Consider the following 20,416-nt stretch of genomic DNA (forward strand, 5'->3'; position numbering starts at 1 on the left):
CTACCGTAGGTTTCAATGTCCCGGGTTGGGGCTACCCACACGCTGTTCAGGGCAGGAGTCCCCAAGTGGCCAAGAGCCAGATCAAGGTCAGTGCCAACGTCGTCGAAACGGTTCGGCCCCAGGTTGTGGGCGCCGAGAAGCATCCCGGGCTCAATCTGCTGCGCAACGTCGTCTCCCGCATCACCACACCGCTGCTTCCCGACGACTACCTCAAGTTGGCCAATCCGCTGTGGTCGGCGCGGGAACTGCGTGGCCGGATTCTGGAGATCAGGCGCGAAACCGTCGACAGCGCAACGCTTGTCATCAAGCCCGGCTGGGGCTTCTCGTTCGACTACGAACCCGGCCAGTACATCGGCATCGGTGTGCTCGTCGACGGCCGGTGGCGCTGGCGGTCCTATTCGCTGACCTCGCCCGCGCTGAAGGGTTCGCGCACCATCACCATCACGGTCAAGGCCATGCCGGAGGGCTTCCTGTCGACCCACCTGGTGTCCGGGGTCGCGCCCGGCGCCATCGTCCGGCTGGCCGCACCACAGGGTGAGTTCGTCATGCCCAATCCGGCGCCTCCGAAGGTCCTGTTCCTCACGGCCGGGTCCGGCATCACTCCGGTGATGTCGATGCTGCGCACACTGGCGCGTCGTGACCAGATCACCGACATCGAGCATCTGCACTCCGCGCCCACTGAGGACGACGCGCTGTTTCGCGCCGAACTCGCCGAACTCGCAGCGGCCCACCCGAGTTATCGGTTGCGACTTCGGGCCACCCGCGTGCAGGGTCGGCTTGACCTGGACCGCTTGGATGACGAGGTGCCGGACTGGCGCGAGCGCCAGACCTGGGCGTGTGGTCCGGAGGCGATGCTCGCCGACGCCGAGCGCGTATGGTCGGCGGCGGGCGTGGGAGCGCGTCTGCATCAGGAGAAGTTCGCGGTGTCGCGGGCCGCGGCCCACGGTGCCGGCGGGACGGTCACCTTCGGGCGCAGCGGCACGACGGCGACCGTCGATGGCGCCACGTCCCTCATGGACGCGGGGGAGCAGGCCGGGGTCCGCATGCCGTTCGGATGCCGGATGGGCATCTGTCAGTCGTGTGTGGTGAGCCTGGTCGACGGCCACGTGCGGGATCTGCGCACGGGCGAGGAGCACGAGCCGGGCACGCGCATCCAGACGTGTGTGTCGGCGGCGTCCGGCGACTGCGTCGTCGACGTCTGACAACATTTACCGACTGGTAACCTACGACGTCGTAGGTTACGCTAGCGTAGGTACGACGAAGGGATAGAGAACGATGGCAGTGACCGACGTTCCGGCGTTCGCGCACCTCACCGAATCGGAGATCGAAAGCCTCGGCGTCGAGTTCGACGCCATCCGGCAGGACATCGAGGACTCCCTCGGAGAGCGCGACGCCCGTTACATTCGCCGCACCATCGCCGCGCAGCGCGCCTTGGAGCTGGCTGGGCGACTGCTGCTGGCGGGAAGTTCGAAGCGTTCGTTCTGGTGGGCGGGCACCGCCACACTGGGCGCGGCCAAGATCATCGAGAACATGGAGATCGGCCACAACGTCATGCACGGCCAGTGGGATTGGATGAACGATCCCGAGATCCACTCCACCACCTGGGAGTGGGACATGGGCGGCGCGTCCAAGCACTGGCGGTTCACCCACAACTTCATGCACCACAAGTACACCAACATCCTGGGCATGGACGACGACATCGGCTACGGGCTGATCCGCGTCACGCGCGACCAGAAATGGAAGCCGTTCAACCTCGGAAACCTGGTGTACAACACCATTCTCGCGCTCGGCTTCGAGTGGGGCGTGGGGCTGCAGCACGTCGAGCTCGGCAAGATCTTCAAGGGCCGGGACAACCGGGATGACAGCAAGGTCCGCGCCCGCGAATTCGCGGCCAAGGCCGGCGCCCAACTGGCCAAGGACTACGTCGCCTACCCGGCGCTGACGGCCCTGTCGCCGCGGGCGACCTTCAGGTCCACCCTGACGGCCAATGCGGTGGCCAACGTCATCCGCAACGTCTGGTCCAACGCGGTCATCTTCTGCGGCCACTTCCCCGACGGCGCGGAGAAGTTCACCAAGACCGACATGGTCGGCGAGTCCAAGGGGCAGTGGTACCTGCGCCAGATGCTGGGCAGCGCGAACTTCGAGGGCGGATGGCTGCTGCGCTTCATGAGCGGCAACCTGTGCCATCAGATCGAGCACCACCTCTACCCGGATCTGCCCAGCAACCGCCTGCACGAGATCTCGTTCCGCGTGCGCGAGGTGTGCGACAAGTACGACCTGCCGTACACCACGGGTTCGTTCCTGGCGCAGTACGGCAAGTCCTGGCGAACCATCGCCAAGCTGTCGCTGCCCGACAAGTACCTGCGCGACACCGCGGACGACGCCCCGGAGACCCGCAGCGAGCGGATGTTCGCCGGACTCGGCCCGGAGTTCGCGGTCACGGACCCGGCGACCGGCCGCAAGCGCGGGCTCAAGAGTGCGATCGCCAAGGTGCGTGCGGTGCGAAACGCGCGCCGCGACAAGCGCATCGCCGAGGGACAGGCCGAACTGGCCGCCTGATCGGTCAGACCGCGGCTTCGCGCAGCACGGCGAGCAGATGCCGCGCTGCGGCGACCCGGCCGGCGGCCGGCCCGGTCAGCAGGTCCAGGGCGCACTCCGGATCGGCTGGCGGGCCCATGTGCCCGCATCCGCGCGGACAGTCCTCGACGGCCTCGGCCAGGTCGGAGAACGCCATCAGCACGCCGTCGGGTTCGATGTGCGCCAGGCCGAACGAGCGGATCCCGGGCGTGTCGATCACCCACCCCCCACCGCGCAGCGGCAGCGCCACCGACTGCGTGGACGTGTGTTTGCCCTTGCCCACGCCCGACACCTCGCCTGTGGCGCGATCCGCCTGCGGCACAAGGCGATTCACCAGAGTCGATTTCCCCACGCCGGAATGGCCGAGCAGCACGGTGAGTTTCCCGGCCAGCACCGGCTCGACGACGTCGAGGGGGTCGTCGCGGCCCGCGGTCAGGACCTGCAGGTCCAGGTCCGCGAACTGCGCGGCGAACGGTTCGGCCGGTGCCAGATCAGACTTGGTCAGGCACAGGATGGGAGTCAGACCGCCGGCATAGGCCGCGATCAGGGCCCGTTCGACGAAGCCGGTGCGGGGCGGCGGATCGGCGAGCGCCACCACGATCAGCAGCTGGTCGGCGTTGGCGACCACCACGCGCTCGGTCGGATCGGTGTCATCGGCGGTGCGCCGCAACACCGTTCGCCGCTCACCCCGGCGCACGATGCGGGCCAGGGTGTCGGGTCGGCCCGAGAGGTCGCCGACCACGTCGACGGCGTCGCCGACGACGATCGGCGTGCGGCCGAGTTCCCGGGCGCGCATCGCGGTGACGGGGTGTTCTGGGTCGCCGCCGAGAACGCAGCCCCAGCGCCCGCGGTCCACCGTCACGACCATCGCGGCCTGGGCGTCGGCGTGGTCGGGGCGGATCTTGGTCCGGGGGCGAGACCCCTTACCCGGACGGATGCGGACATCCGACTCGTCGTACGTGCGGCCCCCCACGGCGTTCAGTCCTGGCCCGCCAGCATGTCCGCCCACAGCTGCGGGAAGTCCGGCAGCGTCTTGGCCGTCGTGGCGATGTCCTCGACCTCGACTCCGGGAACCCGCAGGCCGATGATCGCACCGGCGGTCGCCATCCGATGGTCGGCGTAGGAGTGCCACGTGCCGCCGTGCAGCCGCGCCGCGGTGATGGTCAGGCCGTCGGCAGTCTCCTCGCACTGCCCGCCGAGGCCGTTGATCTCGGCGGTCAGTGCCGCGAGCCGGTCGGTCTCATGCCCGCGCAGGTGCGCGATGCCCCGCAGCTGCGACACCGAGCCCGGGGTGGCCAGCGCCGCCAGGGCCGCCACGGCGGGTGCCAGTTCACCGACGTCGTGGAGGTCGACGTCGAACCCGCCGTACTCGGCGGACCCGTGCACCTCCAGGTGGGTGTCGGCCTGCGAGACCGCGGCGTTGGTCAGCGCCAGGATGTTCAGGATGGTGTCGGCGGGCTGCAGGCTGGGCGTCGGCCAGCCCGCGATGCGCACCGTGCCCCCCGTGACCACGGCCGCCGACAGGAACGGAACGGCGTTCGACAGGTCGGGCTCGACCGCCCAGTGCCGGGCCCGCACGCGTCCCGGTTCGACGCGCCACCGGTTGGGGGTGGAGTCGTCGACGTCGACGCCGGCCAGGCGGAGCATCTCGACGGTCATCGTCACGTGCGGCGCCGACGGCACCGAGGTGCCGGTGTGCTCGACGGTCACGCCGTCGTCGAAGGCCGCGCCGCACAGCAGCAGGCCCGAGACGAACTGGGAGGACGCCGAGGCATCGATGGCCACCGTGCCGCCCTTGACCCTGCCCGCACCGGTGACCTGGAACGGCATGGCGTCGGCGTCGATGTCGACACCGAGGGCGCGCAGTCCGGCCAGCAGCGGCGCGATGGGGCGAGAGCGGGCCTGCTCGTCGCCGTCGAACCGCACCGCCTCGTGACCGAGCGCGGCCAGCGGCGGCACGAACCGCAACACCGTTCCGGCCAGGCCGCAGTCGATCCGGGCCGCCGGTTCGGGAGCGATCCTGCCCGAGACCGTCAGTTCCGACCCGTCACCGTCGACCCGCAGACCCAGAGTGCGCAGCGCGCCGATCATCAGGTCGGTGTCACGGCTGCGCAGCGCGCCGCTGATGGTCGACGAACCCGAGCCCTGCGCGGCGGCCACCGCGGAGAGCACCAGGGTCCGGTTGGTCAGCGACTTGGACCCCGGGATGGTGACGGTGGCGTGGATCGGGCTGCCGGCCTGCGGGGCTGCCCAATTTTCGTGGTGCGGCACGGCTCCATCCTGCCCTGTCGGCGACTTCTGGAACCATGGAGGTTATGTGTGGACGGTTTGCGGTGACCACCGACCCCGCGCTGCTGGCCCAGAAGATCGCGGCCCTGGACGAGACGGCGGCGGCATCGGAGGAGGGCTCTGGCGCCAATTACAACGTGGCCCCCACGACGAGGATCAGCACCGTCGTCAAACGGCACTCCGAACCCGACGACGAATCCACGCGCCGGATCCGCTCGATGCGCTGGGGGCTGGTGCCCCCGTGGACCAAGGCCGGTCCCGACGGCGGTCCCGACACCAAGGGCCCGCTGCTGATCAACGCGCGCGCCGAGAAGGTCACCGAATCGCCCGCGTTCCGCAACTCGGCCAAGAGCAGACGGTGCCTGGTGCCGATGGACGGCTGGTACGAATGGCGTGGTGAGAAGGGCAAGAAGACGCCGTTCTACCTGCACTCCGCAGATGGTGAGCCGCTGTTCATGGCCGGGCTGTGGACCACGTGGCGGCCCAAGGGCGCCCCGAAGGACGCCGCGCCCCTGCTCAGCTGCACGATCATCACCACGGATGCGGTGGGCCCGCTGGCGGAGGTCCATGACCGCATGCCGCTGACCATCAGTGCGCCTGACTGGGATCGCTGGATGGATCCCGATGCCCCGATCGACGAGGGACTGCTGCGCGGACACGGCGACTTGGACCGGATCGCGATCCGCGAGGTGTCGACGCTGGTCAACAGTGTGCGCAACAACGGGCCGGAGTTGATCGCCGCCGTGGGCCCGCAGGCCGAGCAGACCGAACTCTTTTGACCACGACCGCGCCCCAGCCGCTGGCCGACACCTCCGTCGTCGACGCCATCGGCGCAGACCTGCGTGCCGCGGGCTACACCACCGACGGCGTGGCGGCCCTGCTCGGCGAGCAGGCCGATGCCGCACTGCACCGTGGGGTGTGGTGGCCCGCGCTGCGCGCCACCCGCGCCGCGTCCGCCGAACACCAGGCGCTGGCGCTGCTGGTCCGGATGTTCCTGCTGGGTTCCGAGGAGTCCGGCGAGGCGGTCCGGCGCGCGCTGCCCAGCACCGGCGTCGCGACGCTGGTGGCCCAGGGGGTGCTCGAGACCGCCGGCCCGGACACTGTGCGCGCGGCACTGGACATCCGGCCACACAGCGACGGTGCGCGCGATCTCCTCGTCGTCTCCGATCAGGACGCCGCGATGCGGCCGGGTCCGGTCCGGCGAGACCACGTGCTGGGCATCGGAGGCGCATCGATGTCGTTGGCCCGCGCGGTGATCCGCACACCCGTGGCCCGCGCCCTGGACCTCGGCACGGGCTGCGGCATCCAGGCCCTGCATCTCGACGGCCACTGTGAGCAGATCGTCGCGACCGACACCAACGAGCGGGCGCTGGCGCTTGCCGCGGCGACCGCCCGGCTCAACGGCATGACCTGGGATCTCCGCCGCGGCAGCCTGTTCGAACCGGTGGCCGGTGAGCGGTTCGACCTGATCGTGTCCAACCCGCCGTTCGTGGTCGGCACCGGATCCACCGACTACATCTACCGCGATTCCGGTATGGCCGGAGATGCGTTGTCCCAGAGTCTGATCGAACAGGTCGGCGAGCACCTCGCACCCGGCGGCACCGCCCAGATCATGGCGAACTGGATCGTCCGGCCCGGGTGTGACTGGCGTGAGCGGGTGCAGGGCTGGTTGGCCGGCACCGGCCTGCACGCCTGGGTCGTGCAGCGCGAACTGGCCGACCCGGTCAGCTATGTGTCGCTGTGGCTGGCCGACGCCGGTGAGACACCCGAACAGACCGCGCGACGGGGCGGTGAATGGCTGGACTGGTTCGACGCGGAGGGCATCACCGGTGTCGGTATGGGGCTGATCTGCCTGCGCCGACCGAACGACGGCGAGGCGCCCGAGCAGATCCTGGAAGAGATCACCGGCGCAGACGAACTGGTCACCGGCACCGAGGTGGAGGCGTTCTTCGCACGCCGCGCCTATCTGCGCGACACCGACGACGATGCGCTGCTGGCCGCGCGGCTGAGCACGGCACCGGTGTTCCTGGAACAGCAGTCCCTGCCCGGGCCGGACGGGTGGCAGCAGGTCGGTGCCGCGGTGCGCAGGCCCGGCGGTCCCGCCGCGGTGCTGGGCGTCGACGAGGTGCTGACCGCGCTGCTGGCGGGCTGTCGCGGCGAAGTCCCGCTGGGCGTCCTGATCGACCTGCTGGCCGCCCATCACGGTGTGGACGCTGACGCGTTGGCGCAGGCCGCGCTGCCTGTGGTGTGGGAGGCCATCGGCAGGGGGATTCTGTACCAGGCGCGCTAGCGATGTCGTGCCGGTGGTGCCATGCTGTGAGGTGACTCACAGGGGGGTGGTCATGACCGCGACACAGCCGAGGACCGAAACCGACATCACCGTGCGCAACCCGGCCACGGGCGAGGTGTCGGGCACCGTGCCCATCCACGACGCGCGCACCGTGGCGAACAGGGCCGACGACCTGCGCGCGGCGCAGCCCGAGTGGGAGGCCATGGGCCCTCGCGGGCGCCGCCGCTGGCTCCTGGAGTTCCAGAACTGGCTGCTCGACAACGCCGAGCACCTCACCGAGGTGCTGATCTCGGAGACCGGCAAGTCCCGCGTCGACGCCAGCCTGGAGCCGGTCGCCACCGCCGACAATGTGCACTTCTGGGCCACCCGGGCCGAGGAGTACCTGTCCGATCGACATCCCAAGGCGCACAGCCCGCTGTACCGCGTGAAGCGGTTCACCACGGTCCACCGCCCGCAGCCGTTGGTCGGCGTGATCACGCCGTGGAACTTCCCGTTGGCGATGCCCGGGATCGACGTCGCACCGGCCCTGGCCGCCGGTTCTGCGGTGCTGCTGAAACCGTCTGAGGTGACACCACTTTCAGGGGTCGAGTTCGTGCGCGGCTGGACCGAGATCGGGGCGCCGCCCGTGCTCGACCTGGTCACCGGCTACGGCGACACCGGCGCCGCGCTGATCGACAATGTCGACTACATGCAGTTCACCGGATCGACCGCCACCGGTCGCAAGGTCGCGGTGGCGTGCGCGCAGCGACTCATTCCGTACAGCCTGGAACTGGGCGGCAAGGATCCCGCGATCGTGCTCGCCGACGCCGACCTGGACCGCGCGGCCAACGGGATCACCTGGGGCGGGCTGTTCAACTCAGGGCAGGTCTGCGTCTCGGTGGAACGGGTCTACGTCGAGGCACCGGTGTATGACGCGTTCCTCGAGAAACTCGCGACCAGGGTCCGCGCCGTCGGGCAGGGCACCGACCGCGACACCGGGGCCATGGCGACCGAGGCGCAACGCGACCTCGTGGCCAGGCACGTCGAGGAGGCGACCGCGACGGGCGCCAGGGTGCTCGCGGGCGGTGAGCCCACGGGGGTCGGGACGTTCTTCGCCCCCACGGTGCTGGCCGACGTCGACCAGACCATGGCCTGCATGACCGATGAGACCTTCGGCCCGACGATCCCGGTGGTCAAGGTGGCCGACGAGAACGAGGCGATCCGCCTGGCCAACGACTCCAGTTACGGGTTGTCGGCCACGGTGTGGACCGGCGACCCCCACCGCGGTGAACGCATCGCGCGGCGCCTGGAGGTGGGGGCGGTCAACGTCAACGACGCCCTGGCCAACGTGTTCTGTCCGACGCTGCCGATGGGCGGCTGGAAGTCCTCCGGGGTGGGCTATCGCGCCGGTGGGCCGCACGGGATCCTGAAATATTGTCGCCAACAGGCCATCACGGCGCCGCGGTTCCCGACACAGAAGAGCGAGCTGCTGTGGTACCCGGCGTCGAGACGCAAGTCCCGCTTCGTGCTCGCGGTGATGCGGGCGTCGTCGGCCCGCGGATGGCGTCGTTTCGGGATCAAGCCCCGCGGCGCGCGGTGATCACCGCGTAGGGCGAGTCGAACCGCACCCCGCCGTCGGCGTCGACGTGGTCGCGCAGTGCCGCGGCGAACGCGTCGGCCAGGCTCGTGCGCTGCGCGCCGTCGGCCCGGGCGAACGCGGCCAGGTGCATGGGGGACTCGTGCTGCACGAACCGCAGCGCGGCGTCGAGGTCGTCGAAGCGCCAGGTGAAGGTTCCGGTGTCGATCGCGATGTCGTCGAATCCGGCTGCCAGTCGCCGCTCGGCCCGCTCTGGGTCACCCCACTGATCGGGAGTGAAGGGGGCGGGCGGCGCGTCGGCGAACACCGCCGCGATGGGGTCCGACAGCGGATTGCCCGGCACCCGCTGCCACGCGGAGAACGCCAGTACACCATGGGGTTTGAGGAGCCGTTCGAGCTCTCTGACCTGTCGTTCGGGTTCGACGAAGATGATGCCCATGTTGGACACGGCGATGTCGAAGGCCGCATCGGGCAGGCCGGTGTCGGCCGCGTCGGCGGTCACCCACGTGACGTCCCGGCCACCCGGCTTCGCCACAGCCAGGTCCAGCAGTTCCGGTGTCAGATCCACGCCGGTGACCCGGGCGCCCCGTCCCGCGGCGATCAGCGCGGCGTTGCCGGTGCCGCAGGCGAGGTCCACCACCTCGGCGCCGGACAGCGGGCGCAGCCGATCCACGGTCTCCACCAGTTGGGTGGCGATCGGCGCTATGCGTTGGGCGACGGCCTCATACCGTCCGGCTGACCAGAGGGACACGACGCCACCCTATGCCGGGATGGCCGGCACGCGCGGCGTGCGACCTCATACCCGCGGAATGATGATCCCGCCGTCGAGCACAAGGCTGTTGCCGGTCATGAACGACGACTGGTCGGAGGCAAGGAAGACCGCACCGGAGGCGATCTCAGCCAGCGTCCCGACCCGGCCCAGCGGTGTCAGTGCCGCCGAGGCGGCTTCCTCCTCGGCCGGGGTCCCGCTGGCCTCAAAGGCGTCCTGGGACATCCCGTCGCCGCCGATGACCCCGGGGCACAGTGCGTTGACCCGGATCCTGCGGTCGGCGAGTTCGAGAGCCAGCGTGCGCACCATCTGGATCACCGCCGCCTTGGTCATGCAGTAGACGCCCTCACCCGGGAACACCGCGAACGAACTGACCGATCCGGTGACGATCACCGAGGCATCGTCGGCCAGCAGCGAATGCATCCGGCGGATACACAGCCAGGGTGCCCGTACGTTGACATTCATCATCTCGTCGTACTGGTCGGGGGTGATCTCAGCCAGCGTCCCGTAAGTGATGACACCGGCGTTGAGCACCATCGCGTCCAGGTGCCCGAAGTGCTCGGTCACCGCACCGGCGATCTCGTCGATGAACGCCTCGGAGCGAAGGTCGCCCAGCACAAAGTGGGCCTCGGTCCCGGCGCCGTGCAGTTCCTCGAGCAGTGTCTTGGCGCGCTCAGGATTGCGGCCGGTCAACAGCAACCGTGCGCCTTCCGCGGCGAATCGCCGGGCCATTTCTCGGCCGATGCCGTTGGTGGCTCCGGTGATGAGTACGGTCCTGCCAGCAAGCTGTCCCATGAAGTGGATCCTCTCGTCAGTGGGTGGTGATGGGGCTGTCGAACAATCTCCGGGTGTGGTCGTGCAGCAGACGCAGTTCGGCGATCAGCGTCATGGCTTGGGCGATACCGAACCTCCCGTCGCGGTACAACAGGTTGGTGGTGGCGATGAACCTGTTGATGTGTGCGGTACGGGTTGCCGTCCACGACGACAGTGCCGAGTGGTCGTAGGCCGGTTCGAGCACGGCGGCGACCAGGGCGTGCCGTCGGTCGGCGAGCTCGTCGCGAATGGCGCACCCCGCCATGGCATCCCACCAGTCTGCCGCCGAGGCCAGCGGATCAAATGCAGTGCACGCGCCCGTCAGGCCCAGGATCTCGTCGATTCGGAGATAGACGTCGGCGACGTGGTTGACATCAGTTTCCAGTCGCAGCGCGGTGTCGACCAGGTCGACGGCCTCGTCCCGCAGCAACGTCCAGTCCGGTCGCCGCCGCAGGCTGTCGACAGCGGGCCGGTTCGTGGCGATCATGACGTCGATGTCGAACGCGTCGCCGTGCCTGCGCAGCAGCCGCGCCGCGATGTGCTCGACGAACAGTTGCACCGAGTGCATACGGGGTCGTCGGTCGGTGCCGTGCGGTTCGGGCTGTTGTGCTGCCGTCCACTCGGCGTCGATGTCGAAGAGTTCGCGGACCACCGCGTAGGCGGAGGCCACCGCTGGTGAGCGCACGCCCAGACGCTCCTCGAGCTGATAGATCAGTCCGGGACCGAGGTGATTGATCAGTGAGTCGGCGACCCGGGTGGCGATGATCTCCCGCTCCAGCGGGTGGGACCGGATGTCGCCGAGCGCACTTCGGATCGGGGCGGGGAAGTAGGTGGCCAGTTCACTTCTGAAGGTCGTCGCATCGGGAACAGGGGAGGCCAGCAGTTCCTCGCGGACCACGTTCTTGGAGTGCGCCAGCAGCACTGCGATCTCCGGGCGGGACAGCCCGCGTCCGGCCCGGACCCGGGCGGTCAGTTCCTCCGTGGTGGGCAGCACGTTGGCGTCACGGTCGATGCCGCTGTCCTGTTCCAGGATGGCGATCAGACGCTCGTGCCGGTTGATCAGCTGTGCTGCCTGCGACTCGGCCATGCTGATCGCCAGCAACTGGCCGTCGCACTGGCGCAGCACATGTTCGGCCACATCGGCGGTGGCGGAGGCGAGCACGTCGTTGCGGACCTCGGGCGCGAGTCGTCCGTCCTGCTGCGCGGCATCGATCGCGATCTTGATGTTCACCTCAAGGTCGCTGGTCGCCACCCCGGCGGCGTTGTCGATGAAGTCGGCGTTGATCCGGCCGCCTGCCATGGCGTATTCGATCCTGGCCCGTTGGGTCAGACCCAGGTTGCCACCTTCTCCGATGACCCGGCAGCGGAGTTCACCGGCGTTGACCCGCACCGCATCGTTGGCCGGATCGGCGGCCTCGGCGTGTCCTTCGACCCCGGCCTTGACATAGGTGCCGATTCCGCCGTTCCAGAGCAGGTCGACGTCGGCGCGGAGGATGGCTTTGATCAGTTGATCCGGCGTCACCGACGCCGTCGACAGCCCGAGCCGCTGTTGAGCCGCCGGCGCCAGGTCGATCTGTTTGGCCGATCGGCTCCACACCCCACCGCCCTCGGACAGGGCGCTCGAATCGTAGTCGGCCCAACTGGATCCGGCTGCCTGCGCCAGGGTTCGGCGGGCGGCGAAGCTGGTCTCCGGATCTGGGTCGGGGTCGACGAAGATGTGCCGGTGATCGAACGCGGCGACCAGGCGCAACTGCCGTGACAGCAGCATGCCGTTGCCGAACACGTCACCGGACATGTCGCCGATGCCGACCACGGTCACCGGGTCGGCGGCGACGTCGACACCCATGTCTTCGAAGTGCCGTCGTACCGACAGCCAGGCTCCGCGTGCGGTGATGCCCATCGCCTTGTGGTCGTATCCGGTCGACCCGCCGGAGGCGAAGGCATCGGCCAGCCAGTAACCGCGTTGGCAGGAAAGGGAATTGGCCAGATCGGAGAAACGCGCTGTGCCCTTGTCCGCCGCCACCACCAGATACGAGTCCTCGCCGTCGTAGGCGATGGTCCGGGGCGCGCTGGTGTAACCCGAATCGGTTCGGTTGTCGACGAGGTCCAGCAGGCCGCTGACGAAGATCTCATAGGCCTGCGCCGGGGTGGTGTCCGCCGTGCGTCGGATGAACGCGCCTTTGGCGCCGGACGGCACGATCGGTGCGTTCTTGACCGTCTGGGTTTTCATCAGACCGAGAACTTCGGTGCGGTAGTCCTCGGTGCGATCGGAGAACCGGAGACCGCCCCGAGCCACGGTCGCCGAGCGCACGTGGATTCCCTCGACGGTGTTGGCGTCGACGAAGATCTCGCGCAGTGGCGTCACCGCCGATGTCGCGCCGAGTTTCCGCGAGTCGAATTTGAACGACGCATACGGCTTGGGTGTTCCATCTGAATTCTGTTGAAACCAGTTGGTGCGCAGCATGGCTGAGACGAACGATTCGAACGACCGCAGAATGCGGTCTTCGTCGAGGGTGTCGGCCTTCTCGATGTCCGCAGCGATCAGCTCGCGGTGTGTGTTGATCGATTCGGCTCGGTCGACAGTGTCCGGATCGAAGCGGGCATGCAGATAACCGACGAAGTGTCCGACGAAGTCGGGCCGTGACCGCAGGACGGTGGCGATGTAGGCGTGGGAGAAGTTCAGGCCGGTCTGACGTAGGAATCGACCGGCGGCACGGACGAGTACCACGTTGCGCCAGGAGATTCCGGCCGTGCAGATCAACGATGCGTATTCGTCGATCACGAAGTCGTATTCGGCCTGAGCCGAGAACGCATCCCGGAGTTTGTCGCAGGCCTGCGGGTGGAGATCATGCTCGACGTCAAAGGTGAACCGGTGCAGCGACCCTCGCGTCAGATCCCGGCCATCGGCGATGTTGTCCTGTCGAAGCGTTCGCAGCCCCAGGTGTTCGAATGCCCGGCACACCTCACCCAGCGGTGGCTGCCCGTCGGGCCACCAGATGATGGCCTCCAGTTGTCCGGTGCTGTCCGGGTTCTCGATGAACATCTGGGGGTGGGGCACCGCCGCCACCGTGGCGAGCAGGCCGGTGATGGCCCCGGAGGTGTGAGTGGCTGCCGTTGACATGTCCTGATCTCCTCATGACGGATCGACGCATGTCGGCGGCAGCCGTCACGCGTAGCGGAACGTTGTGGTGAACTGCTCCGAGTTGTGTTTCAGCGGTAGGTGTGTCGGGTCAGACGCGGTGTACGCGCCAGTTGACCCCGGGTCCGCCGATGTGGACGTCGTTCGCAGTCGATGCGCGCATGCGTTCGCCGGGGGAGTAGTCCGGTGAACTCGAGATGACCACCCGGTCAGCCGAATTGACCACCACGACCTCGCAGTCCAGCACCGAGAGGTCGGCGATGACCTGGCCCTCGAAGCTGGACACCGTGACGTCGGCTCCGGATATGCCGAGGAACCTGCCGTCGTGGACCGCCGGTACCGCGAACGTCAACACATAGAGGTCCGAGCCGGACAGATCGACGTACGGGCCCCGGATGCACTCCATCCCCTGTGCTGCTCCGACGAACCAGGACATGGTGGTGTAGTCGTAGGGCTCCTCCCGGAACCCGGTCTTCACATCCAGGAACTCGAACCGGCCGTCGCCCAGCGGGCGCCACCATTCCTGGTAGCGGTCGACACCCCGCAGCACCGACGGGTCCACCACCAGACCGGTGCCGTCGAAGTGTGGGTGGGCGGCCAACCGACGTTCGATCGACGGTCGCAGACCCGCCAACTGCACGGGGTCGACGGTTCCGTCCTCGGCCACTTCTGAGTACAGCGCAGCGGCTTCGGCGGCTCCCTGTCGGAGCGCGCTGAAGATGTCCTCGACCACCCCGGCCACGTGTGCGGCCGCCTGGGTCAGCTGGACGTCCAGGTTTCCGCACTCATTTTGTCCTCCGAGCATTACGCCGCTTGTCACCGGCCACTGCCCGCAACTGCAGTTGACGTATCCGGCGGGTACCCGCCTGGGCATGTGCCCTGGCCAGCCGGGCGGCGAGTTCGCTGTCCTCGGCTTCGATGGCTGCCACGATCTGGGCGTGGGCGTGCTGCACCGCGTCCTGGTCCAATTCGTCATCCGGGTGCGGCAACCACATCACATCGGCTGTCTCACCGAGGATCCTGATCTCGCTGCGGGTGAGCCGCTCGGACTGTGAGGCGACCGCCAGTGCCAGGTGGAAACGACTGTCTGCCTGGTATCTGGCTGCCGGCGTGGTGGCGGCCGGCAGCAGTTCCATCACGGCATGCAGTCGTTCCACATCCTCCTCGGTGGCACGTTCGGCTGCGACGAAGGCGATGGCGGCTTCGATCGCCATCTGTTCGTCTCCGAGATCGCGCCATTCGGTGGAGCTCAGGCCCCGCAGCCGTTCATGGAGCACCTCCGTCGGGGTACCCCTGTCGGCACGGATGAAGGATCCACCGTTGCGGCCCCGACGGGTCTCGATCAGTCCCTGATTCCGCAGGTTCATCAGCGCTTCTCGCAGCGTGACGGTCGAAACGCTCAGCTGGGCGGCGAGTTCGGTCTCCGAGGGCAGCTGCTCACCGTCGCTGAGCAGTCCCAGGTGAACGGCCGAAGCGATGCGCTGGCTGACCTCTTCGACGCGCCCGCTGTCCGACAGAGGTGAGAACACCGTCCGTCGGGTCAGCTGGTGCTGTGAATCAACGTTGGCGGTCACTGTCGTCTCGTGTGTCGGGGTGCACGGCTTCGTGTCGGGTGGCGGCGGAGTTCGATGCTACCGGGGGGCCTCGGCTCCGGCTGTCAAAGCCGAACTGACCGCGGTGACCGCCTCCTCCAGAATGTCGAGGCCCTCGTCGAGTTGGGCGTCGGTGATGATCAGCGGGGGCAGCAGCCGGATGACATTGCCATAGGTGCCTGCTGCCAGGGCCAGGACGCCGTTGCGGTGGCAGTGGCCGGTCACGTCGGCACAGGCCTGGGCGTTGGGCGTGGTGGTGCCGGGGATGACGAACTCGAGGCCGCGCATGGCGCCGCGCCCGCGGACATCACCGATGATGGGGTGGCGGTCGCGCAGGGCATTGAGCCGAACCTCGATGCGTTGCCCGATCTGGCGGGACCGGTTGACCAGGTCCTGTTGCTCCAGAGTCGCGATGGTGCCCAGCGCGGCCGCACAGGCGATCGGGTTGCCGCTGTAGGTGCCGCCGAGGCCACCCTTGTGCACGCTGTCGAGGATCTCGGCGCGCCCGGTGATGGCCGACAGCGGCAGCCCGCCGGCGATGCCCTTGGCGGTGACGACGATGTCGGGCACCACCCCCTCGTGTTCGATCGCGAACATGTATCCGGACCGGCCGAATCCGCTCTGGATCTCGTCGGCGATGAAGAGGGCGCCCGCGTCACGGGCCCACTCGGACAATGCCGGCAGGAAGCCCTCGGCCGGCACGATGAAACCGCCCTCGCCCTGGATGGGTTCGATGACGATCGCGGCCACGGCGTCCCGGCCGACCTGCTTCTCGATGATGTCGATCGCCCGCGCTGCGGCCTCCGCGCCGGTCAATCCGTCGCGGAACGGGTAGGACATCGGGGCCCGGTAGATCTCGTTGGCGAACGGTCCGAAGCCCTGTTTGTTGGGCACGGCCTTGGCCGTCATCGCCATCGTCAGATTGGTACGCCCGTGGAAGGAGTGGTCGAACACCACGATGGCGCTGCGGCCGGTGACGGCCCGGGCCACCTTGACGGCATTCTCGACGGCTTCGGCGCCGGAGTTGAACAGGATCGAGCGCTTCTGGTGGTCACCCGGGGTGAGGCGGTTCAGGTTTTCGCACACTTCGACGTAGCCCTCGTAGGGGGCGAGCAGGAAGCAGGTGTGGGTGAACTCGGCGACCTGCCGCTGCACCCGTTCGACGACCGCCGGTGCGGTGTTGCCGACGTTGAGAACACCGATGCCCGAGCCGAAGTCGATGAAGGTGTTGCCGTCGACGTCTTCGAGGAGCGCGCCGTTGGCCCGCTGGATGTAGACCGGCAGAGTGGAGGCGATGCTGTCCGGGACCGCGGCGGTGCGCCGGGCGTGCAGCTCGAGTGACCTCGGACCGGGGAAGGAGGTCACCATACGGCGCTGGATGGTCTCGGTGGTGGTCACTGGGTGTCCTTTCGCAGAAAACGTTGAGGGGGTGGGGCCGCCGGCCGGGTGGGTCGGCGGCCCCGGGTGGGGTTATCGGTTGGTCTTGTCGGCCCGCGGAATTGCGTCGGCAAACGGTGCATCACTCTTCTCCGCCCGACCGCTGATGAGCATGTAGATCGTGCCGGCGGCGATGACGGTGACCAGCATGACCGACACGATGTTGTTGTCGATCCACGGCACGTCCGGGGTTCGCGGCCAGACCATGTTGGTGATGGCGGCAACGCCCCAGACCAGGGCTGCGATGTTGACCGCCATGCCCCAGCGCCCGAGGGTGAACGGACCGGACGGCTGCCAGCCTTTGAGCCGTGCTCGCAGTGCGGCCAGCACCACCATCTGGAATCCGAGATAGATGCCGGCGGTGGCGAAGGAGACGATCTTGGCCAGCGTGTCGGTGGAGATGAAGGTGATCATCAAGATGAGCGCGGGAACCAGACCGGCGATCGTCAGCGCCAGCAGCGGAACCCGGCGGGTGGGTGAAACCCGGCTAAGGGCGGCACTTCCGCTGATCATGCCGTCGCGGGCGTAGGAGAACAGCAGACGGCTGGCGGCCGCCTGCAGGCTCAGGGCACCCGAGATGAAGGAGACCAGCACGATCAGCAGCACGATCTTGGAGCCGACGTCACCGAATGCCGCCTGCAGCACGGTGTTGATCGGATCGGTGTCCTCGCCGCGCATCACGGCGCCGAAGTCGGTCACCGCCAGGGTCAGGGCCATCGTGATGAAGATGGCGGCAGCGCCACCGACGTAGATGGTCATCCGCATGGTCTTGGGAATCCGCCGGCCCGGGTTCGGGACCTCTTCGGCGACGTCACCACACGCTTCGAATCCGTAGAACTGGTAGACACCGATCAGGCCTGCGGCCAGGAAGGCCCAGATGTAGGCATCCGGAGCGCCGGCGCCGAACGAGTCGAAGAAGATCGAGAAGTCGTGGTTGCGTGCGGTCAGCAACAGCCACACGCCGACGGCGAGCGCGCCGAGGAGTTCGGCGGTGAAGCCGATCCGGGCGAACAGCGAGAGTGTCCTGGTGCCGAGGAAGTTGATGCCCGTGGAGATGGCCAGCAGGACCAGACCGACGACGACCGTGGAACCTGTGGTGTGTTCGATGCCGAACAGCGCACAGATGTAGGGGGCCGACCCGTAGGCCAGGGCGGCGATGGTCGCGAACAGCGCCATCATGTAGATCCAGCCGGTGATCCAGGCCCATCGTCGGCCCCAGAGTCGTCGGGCCCAGGGGTAGATACCGCCGGCCAGCGGGTACTGCGAGACGATCTCGCCGAACACCAGGGCAACCAGCAGCTGTCCGAGGCCCGCGATGACCAGTGCCCAGATCATCGGAGGTCCGCCGGCGGCCAACGCGATGCCGAAGGTCACGTAGATGCCGACGACCGGGGACAGGTAGGTGAAGCCGAGGGCGAAGTTGGCCCACGGTCCCATGTCGCGTTTGAACTCGTTGTTGAATCCGAGACTGCGCAGCTGGGCGTCGTCGTCGTCGGTCATCGCATCCTGTCCTGGTGGATCTGCTGTTAGGGACATTCTGGATCTCCTGAGGAGTGAGGGAAGGGATGGGGGTCTGCTGTCGAGGCGTTCCGAGGGGTTCGGCCTACGTTAAACAGTAGAACTATGAGGTTAATTGTTTTATCTCGGTCGTGTGGCGTTTTTCGCTGATCTGCAATGCTTTTCGGCTCTCAGGTGGATGAAGAAAGTGTTCTTCGTTGGTGTCGGCCTTCGAACGCAGCGGCTTCCGCCGACGCCATGTCCAGCGTCGCACTCGCACTCGCCTTGATCAGCCGGGCGAGGGCGGGCGCCCGGCCGGCACGCTGGGCCAGTGCCACGGCACGCGCTTCCACTTCCGTGCCGGGCAGGGCGTCAGCCGCCCAGCCGCGACGGGCGAAGTCGGCGCCGCTGACCGGGTCGTCGAGCACGGCCATCAGCGTGGCCGCCTCTCGCCCGCCGATCCGGTGCAGCATCTGCAGGTGGGCGCCTCCGGGGTGAATTCCGTTGGCCACGAACATGGAACGCAGATAGGCATCCTCGGCCACCACCCGCACGTCGGCGGCCAGTACGAGATTGAGCCCGGCACCCACGGCCGCACCGCGCACCGCCGCGATGATCGGGACCCGGCTGTTGCGCATCACCTCGAACAGCTCATAGACGTTGGCAATGTCGGAAAGGGCCTGCGGTTCACCATGTCCGACCGCACTCAACAGCTCGCGATGCGCGCCGGCGCAGAACGCATCGGCTGTTCCGGCCAGCACCAGCGCGCCGATCGTGGCGTCGTCATCGACGCTGCGCAGAGCCGCCAGCAGGGCGCGGGCACTGTCCCCGGTGAGCGCGTTCTTTCGTTCCGGGGCCTGCATCCGTATCAGGGCCACGCCCGGTGCCGGATGCTCGATCACCACTTCCGCCATGTCGGCTCCCTGCTCGCTCATGCCGTCCACTTCACGTGGGCGGCCCGGGTCTTGGTGTAGAACTGCACGGCGCTGCCGAGCTCCGCACTTCCCAGCGCCGATGCCTTGGCCCCTCCGAAGGGCAGGTGCGCCTCGGCGCCGACTGTGGGCCGGTTGACGTGCACCATGCCGGTGTCGGACTCATGGATGAACCGCTGGGCAGCGGTGAGGTCGCTGGTGTAGATGGCGGCCGAGAGTCCGTACTGCACAGCATTGTTCAGTGCGATGGCGTCATCGATGGTGTCGAATTCGTGGACCGAGACGACGGGCCCGAAGATCTCCTCGTGCATCGCCGCGCCTTCGTTGGGGGCGCGCAGCAGGGTCGGCTCCAGGTACCAGCCGTGGGCGTGATCGCCATCGGACATGACACCGCCGCCGCGGACCACCTTGGCGCCGTCACGTACGGCGGCTTCCAGGACCTCGCGGCTGGCGTTGAACTGCTGCTGCGATGCCATCGGTCCGATGGTGGTGGACTCGTCCAGGCCGGGTCCGACCACCAACTGGTCCACCGCGGCCTCCAGTCGCTGCTGGACCTCGTCGATGATCTCGCGGTGCGCCAACACCCGGCTGCTCGACGTGCACCGCTGGCCCGAGGTGCCGTAGCCGCCCACCATGATCGCCGAGATCGCCTGGTCCAGATCGGCATCGGGCATCACGACCAGAGCGTTCTTACCGCCCATCTCGCATTGGGTGCGAATGGCGTGGGCGCTGGCCTGAGCCGCGATTCGCAGGCCGGTCGCGGTCGACCCGGTGAAGCTGATGCCGGCCACTGCGGCATGTGAGGTCAGCACCGGACCGACCACGGATCCCGAACCCAGCACCAGGTTGAGCACTTCGGGTGGAACTCCGGCCTCCAGATACGTCTGCACCAACAGCGTCGCCGTCAACGGGGCGATCTCGGCAGGCTTGAGCACCACCGCATTGCCGTACACCAGCGCGGGCGCCAGCTTCCAGTTGGTGATCATGGCGGGGAAGTTCCACGGGCAGATCAGCCCGACCACACCCAGCGGAGCACGGAAGGTGTAGCCGTACTCCTGCGGTGTTGCCAGATTTGCGGTGTATCCGTCCGGGTGGCGGGCGGTGCCGGCGAAGTAACGGGTCTGCTCGATCATCCGGCCGGCCTCGACGCGGGACTCGGTGATCGGTTTGCCCATCTCCAGGGTGATGGCACGGGCGAACTCCTCACGGCGCGTGAGCATGATCTCTGCGGCACGGGCCACGATGTCGCCACGTTCGAAGGCCGAGGTCCGGCCCCAGGCCTTCGCCGCGCCGGCGGCGGTCTCGATGGCCTCGGCCATGTCCGCGGCGCTGGCCGAGGGCACGGTGGCCACCGTCTGCCGGATGTCGGCGGGGTTCTGCAGCGTCCAACTCGCTTCGGCGGCGCGCCATTGACCACCGATGTGGTTGAGCGGTACGGGCGCGTGCACACTCGGTGTGCTGGTGGTCGTTGTCGTGCTGGTGGTCGTCACGGCGTGGTCGTCCTT

The 20,416-nt window shown here is 68.1% G+C and carries 16 protein-coding genes; 5 read left to right on the top strand and 11 right to left on the bottom strand.

The annotated features are described in order from the left end of the window. The first annotated feature begins 65 nt into the window (after positions 1-65). Both A5727_RS04435 and A5727_RS04440 read left to right on the top strand, forming a co-directional pair. Positions 66-1,202 (top strand): ferredoxin reductase, encoded by a 1,137-nt coding sequence (locus A5727_RS04435; protein ID WP_068245102.1) that lies wholly within the window; start codon positions 66-68, stop codon positions 1,200-1,202. Positions 1,203-1,275: 73 nt separating this feature from the next. Further along, complete coding sequence (locus A5727_RS04440) at positions 1,276-2,559, top strand: fatty acid desaturase family protein (protein ID WP_068245105.1); 1,284 nt, start codon at positions 1,276-1,278, stop codon at positions 2,557-2,559. A 4-nt stretch (positions 2,560-2,563) separates the two neighbouring features. Here the strand turns inward: A5727_RS04440 and rsgA are convergent, their stop codons facing one another. Both rsgA and aroA read right to left on the bottom strand, forming a co-directional pair. Then, complete coding sequence (gene rsgA, locus A5727_RS04445; RefSeq protein WP_068245107.1) at positions 2,564-3,550, bottom strand: ribosome small subunit-dependent GTPase A; 987 nt, start codon at positions 3,548-3,550, stop codon at positions 2,564-2,566. Between the two features lie 5 nt (positions 3,551-3,555). Continuing rightward, positions 3,556-4,848 (bottom strand): 3-phosphoshikimate 1-carboxyvinyltransferase, encoded by a 1,293-nt coding sequence (gene aroA / locus A5727_RS04450; protein WP_068245111.1) that lies wholly within the window; start codon positions 4,846-4,848, stop codon positions 3,556-3,558. A gap of 44 nt (positions 4,849-4,892) precedes the next feature. Between aroA and A5727_RS04455 the strand changes: the two genes are divergently transcribed. The 3 genes from A5727_RS04455 to A5727_RS04465 are packed head-to-tail and all read left to right on the top strand — an operon-like array spanning position 4,893 to position 8,735. Then, complete coding sequence (locus tag A5727_RS04455) at positions 4,893-5,645, top strand: SOS response-associated peptidase (protein ID WP_197507582.1); 753 nt, start codon at positions 4,893-4,895, stop codon at positions 5,643-5,645. Next, positions 5,642-7,156: a DUF7782 domain-containing protein gene (locus A5727_RS04460; protein ID WP_068245116.1), complete on the top strand. Its 1,515-nt coding sequence runs from the start codon at positions 5,642-5,644 to the stop codon at positions 7,154-7,156. Before A5727_RS04455 ends, A5727_RS04460 begins: the two co-directional genes overlap by 4 nt. A gap of 52 nt (positions 7,157-7,208) precedes the next feature. After that, on the top strand, positions 7,209-8,735 hold the full coding sequence (locus tag A5727_RS04465; RefSeq protein ID WP_068245351.1) for an aldehyde dehydrogenase family protein: 1,527 nt from the start codon (positions 7,209-7,211) through the stop codon (positions 8,733-8,735). Here the strand turns inward: A5727_RS04465 and A5727_RS04470 are convergent. From A5727_RS04470 to A5727_RS04510, 9 genes are all read right to left on the bottom strand, one after another. Beyond that, positions 8,713-9,483: a class I SAM-dependent methyltransferase gene (locus A5727_RS04470; RefSeq protein WP_068245119.1), complete on the bottom strand. Its 771-nt coding sequence runs from the start codon at positions 9,481-9,483 to the stop codon at positions 8,713-8,715. The two genes, A5727_RS04465 and A5727_RS04470, sit on opposite strands and share 23 nt — an antisense overlap. A 45-nt stretch (positions 9,484-9,528) precedes the next feature. Beyond that, the gene (locus A5727_RS04475; RefSeq protein ID WP_068245122.1) at positions 9,529-10,296 is read right to left on the bottom strand and encodes an SDR family NAD(P)-dependent oxidoreductase; all 768 of its coding nucleotides are present in this window, start codon (positions 10,294-10,296) and stop codon (positions 9,529-9,531) included. A 16-nt stretch (positions 10,297-10,312) separates the two neighbouring features. Beyond that, positions 10,313-13,435 carry an NAD-glutamate dehydrogenase domain-containing protein gene (locus tag A5727_RS04480; RefSeq protein ID WP_082949595.1) on the bottom strand — a complete coding sequence of 1,041 codons (3,123 nt, stop codon included), beginning with the start codon at positions 13,433-13,435 and terminating at the stop codon, positions 10,313-10,315. 109 nt (positions 13,436-13,544) lie between these two features. Further along, positions 13,545-14,258, bottom strand: a complete 714-nt coding sequence (locus tag A5727_RS04485; RefSeq protein WP_197507583.1) for a cache domain-containing protein — start codon at positions 14,256-14,258, stop codon at positions 13,545-13,547. Then, positions 14,239-15,027: a FadR/GntR family transcriptional regulator gene (locus A5727_RS04490; protein ID WP_197507584.1), complete on the bottom strand. Its 789-nt coding sequence runs from the start codon at positions 15,025-15,027 to the stop codon at positions 14,239-14,241. Before A5727_RS04490 ends, A5727_RS04485 begins: the two co-directional genes overlap by 20 nt. A gap of 57 nt (positions 15,028-15,084) precedes the next feature. After that, positions 15,085-16,413, bottom strand: coding sequence for a 4-aminobutyrate--2-oxoglutarate transaminase (gabT, locus tag A5727_RS04495; RefSeq protein WP_157521220.1), 1,329 nt, complete (start codon positions 16,411-16,413; stop codon positions 15,085-15,087). 102 nt (positions 16,414-16,515) lie between these two features. Beyond that, positions 16,516-17,982, bottom strand: a complete 1,467-nt coding sequence (locus A5727_RS04500; protein ID WP_231991952.1) for an APC family permease — start codon at positions 17,980-17,982, stop codon at positions 16,516-16,518. A gap of 188 nt (positions 17,983-18,170) precedes the next feature. After that, positions 18,171-18,914 carry an enoyl-CoA hydratase/isomerase family protein gene (locus A5727_RS04505; protein ID WP_068245134.1) on the bottom strand — a complete coding sequence of 248 codons (744 nt, stop codon included), beginning with the start codon at positions 18,912-18,914 and terminating at the stop codon, positions 18,171-18,173. Beyond that, a complete protein-coding gene (locus A5727_RS04510) occupies positions 18,911-20,401 on the bottom strand; it encodes an aldehyde dehydrogenase family protein (RefSeq protein WP_197507585.1) in 1,491 nt (496 codons plus the stop codon). The genes A5727_RS04505 and A5727_RS04510 overlap by 4 nt, the downstream gene beginning before the upstream one ends. Positions 20,402-20,416: the final 15 nt, after the last annotated feature.

Source organism: Mycobacterium sp. ACS4331 (assembly GCF_001667265.1).
Taxonomy (GTDB): Bacteria; Actinomycetota; Actinomycetes; order Mycobacteriales; family Mycobacteriaceae; genus Mycobacterium.

Excerpts from the sequence above, each read along its gene's own strand:
- A5727_RS04465 (WP_068245351.1), top strand. The coding sequence starts at position 7,209 with ATGACCGCGACACAGCCGAGGACCGAAACCGACATCACCGTGCGCAAC.
- A5727_RS04500 (WP_231991952.1), bottom strand. The coding sequence starts at position 17,982 with ATGACCGACGACGACGACGCCCAGCTGCGCAGTCTCGGATTCAACAAC.
- A5727_RS04505 (WP_068245134.1), bottom strand. The coding sequence starts at position 18,914 with ATGAGCGAGCAGGGAGCCGACATGGCGGAAGTGGTGATCGAGCATCCG.
- A5727_RS04440 (WP_068245105.1), top strand. The coding sequence starts at position 1,276 with ATGGCAGTGACCGACGTTCCGGCGTTCGCGCACCTCACCGAATCGGAG.
- A5727_RS04455 (WP_197507582.1), top strand. The coding sequence starts at position 4,893 with ATGTGTGGACGGTTTGCGGTGACCACCGACCCCGCGCTGCTGGCCCAG.
- A5727_RS04480 (WP_082949595.1), bottom strand. The coding sequence starts at position 13,435 with ATGTCAACGGCAGCCACTCACACCTCCGGGGCCATCACCGGCCTGCTC.
- A5727_RS04475 (WP_068245122.1), bottom strand. The coding sequence starts at position 10,296 with ATGGGACAGCTTGCTGGCAGGACCGTACTCATCACCGGAGCCACCAAC.
- A5727_RS04485 (WP_197507583.1), bottom strand. The coding sequence starts at position 14,258 with ATGCTCGGAGGACAAAATGAGTGCGGAAACCTGGACGTCCAGCTGACC.
- gabT (WP_157521220.1), bottom strand. The coding sequence starts at position 16,413 with ATGGTGACCTCCTTCCCCGGTCCGAGGTCACTCGAGCTGCACGCCCGG.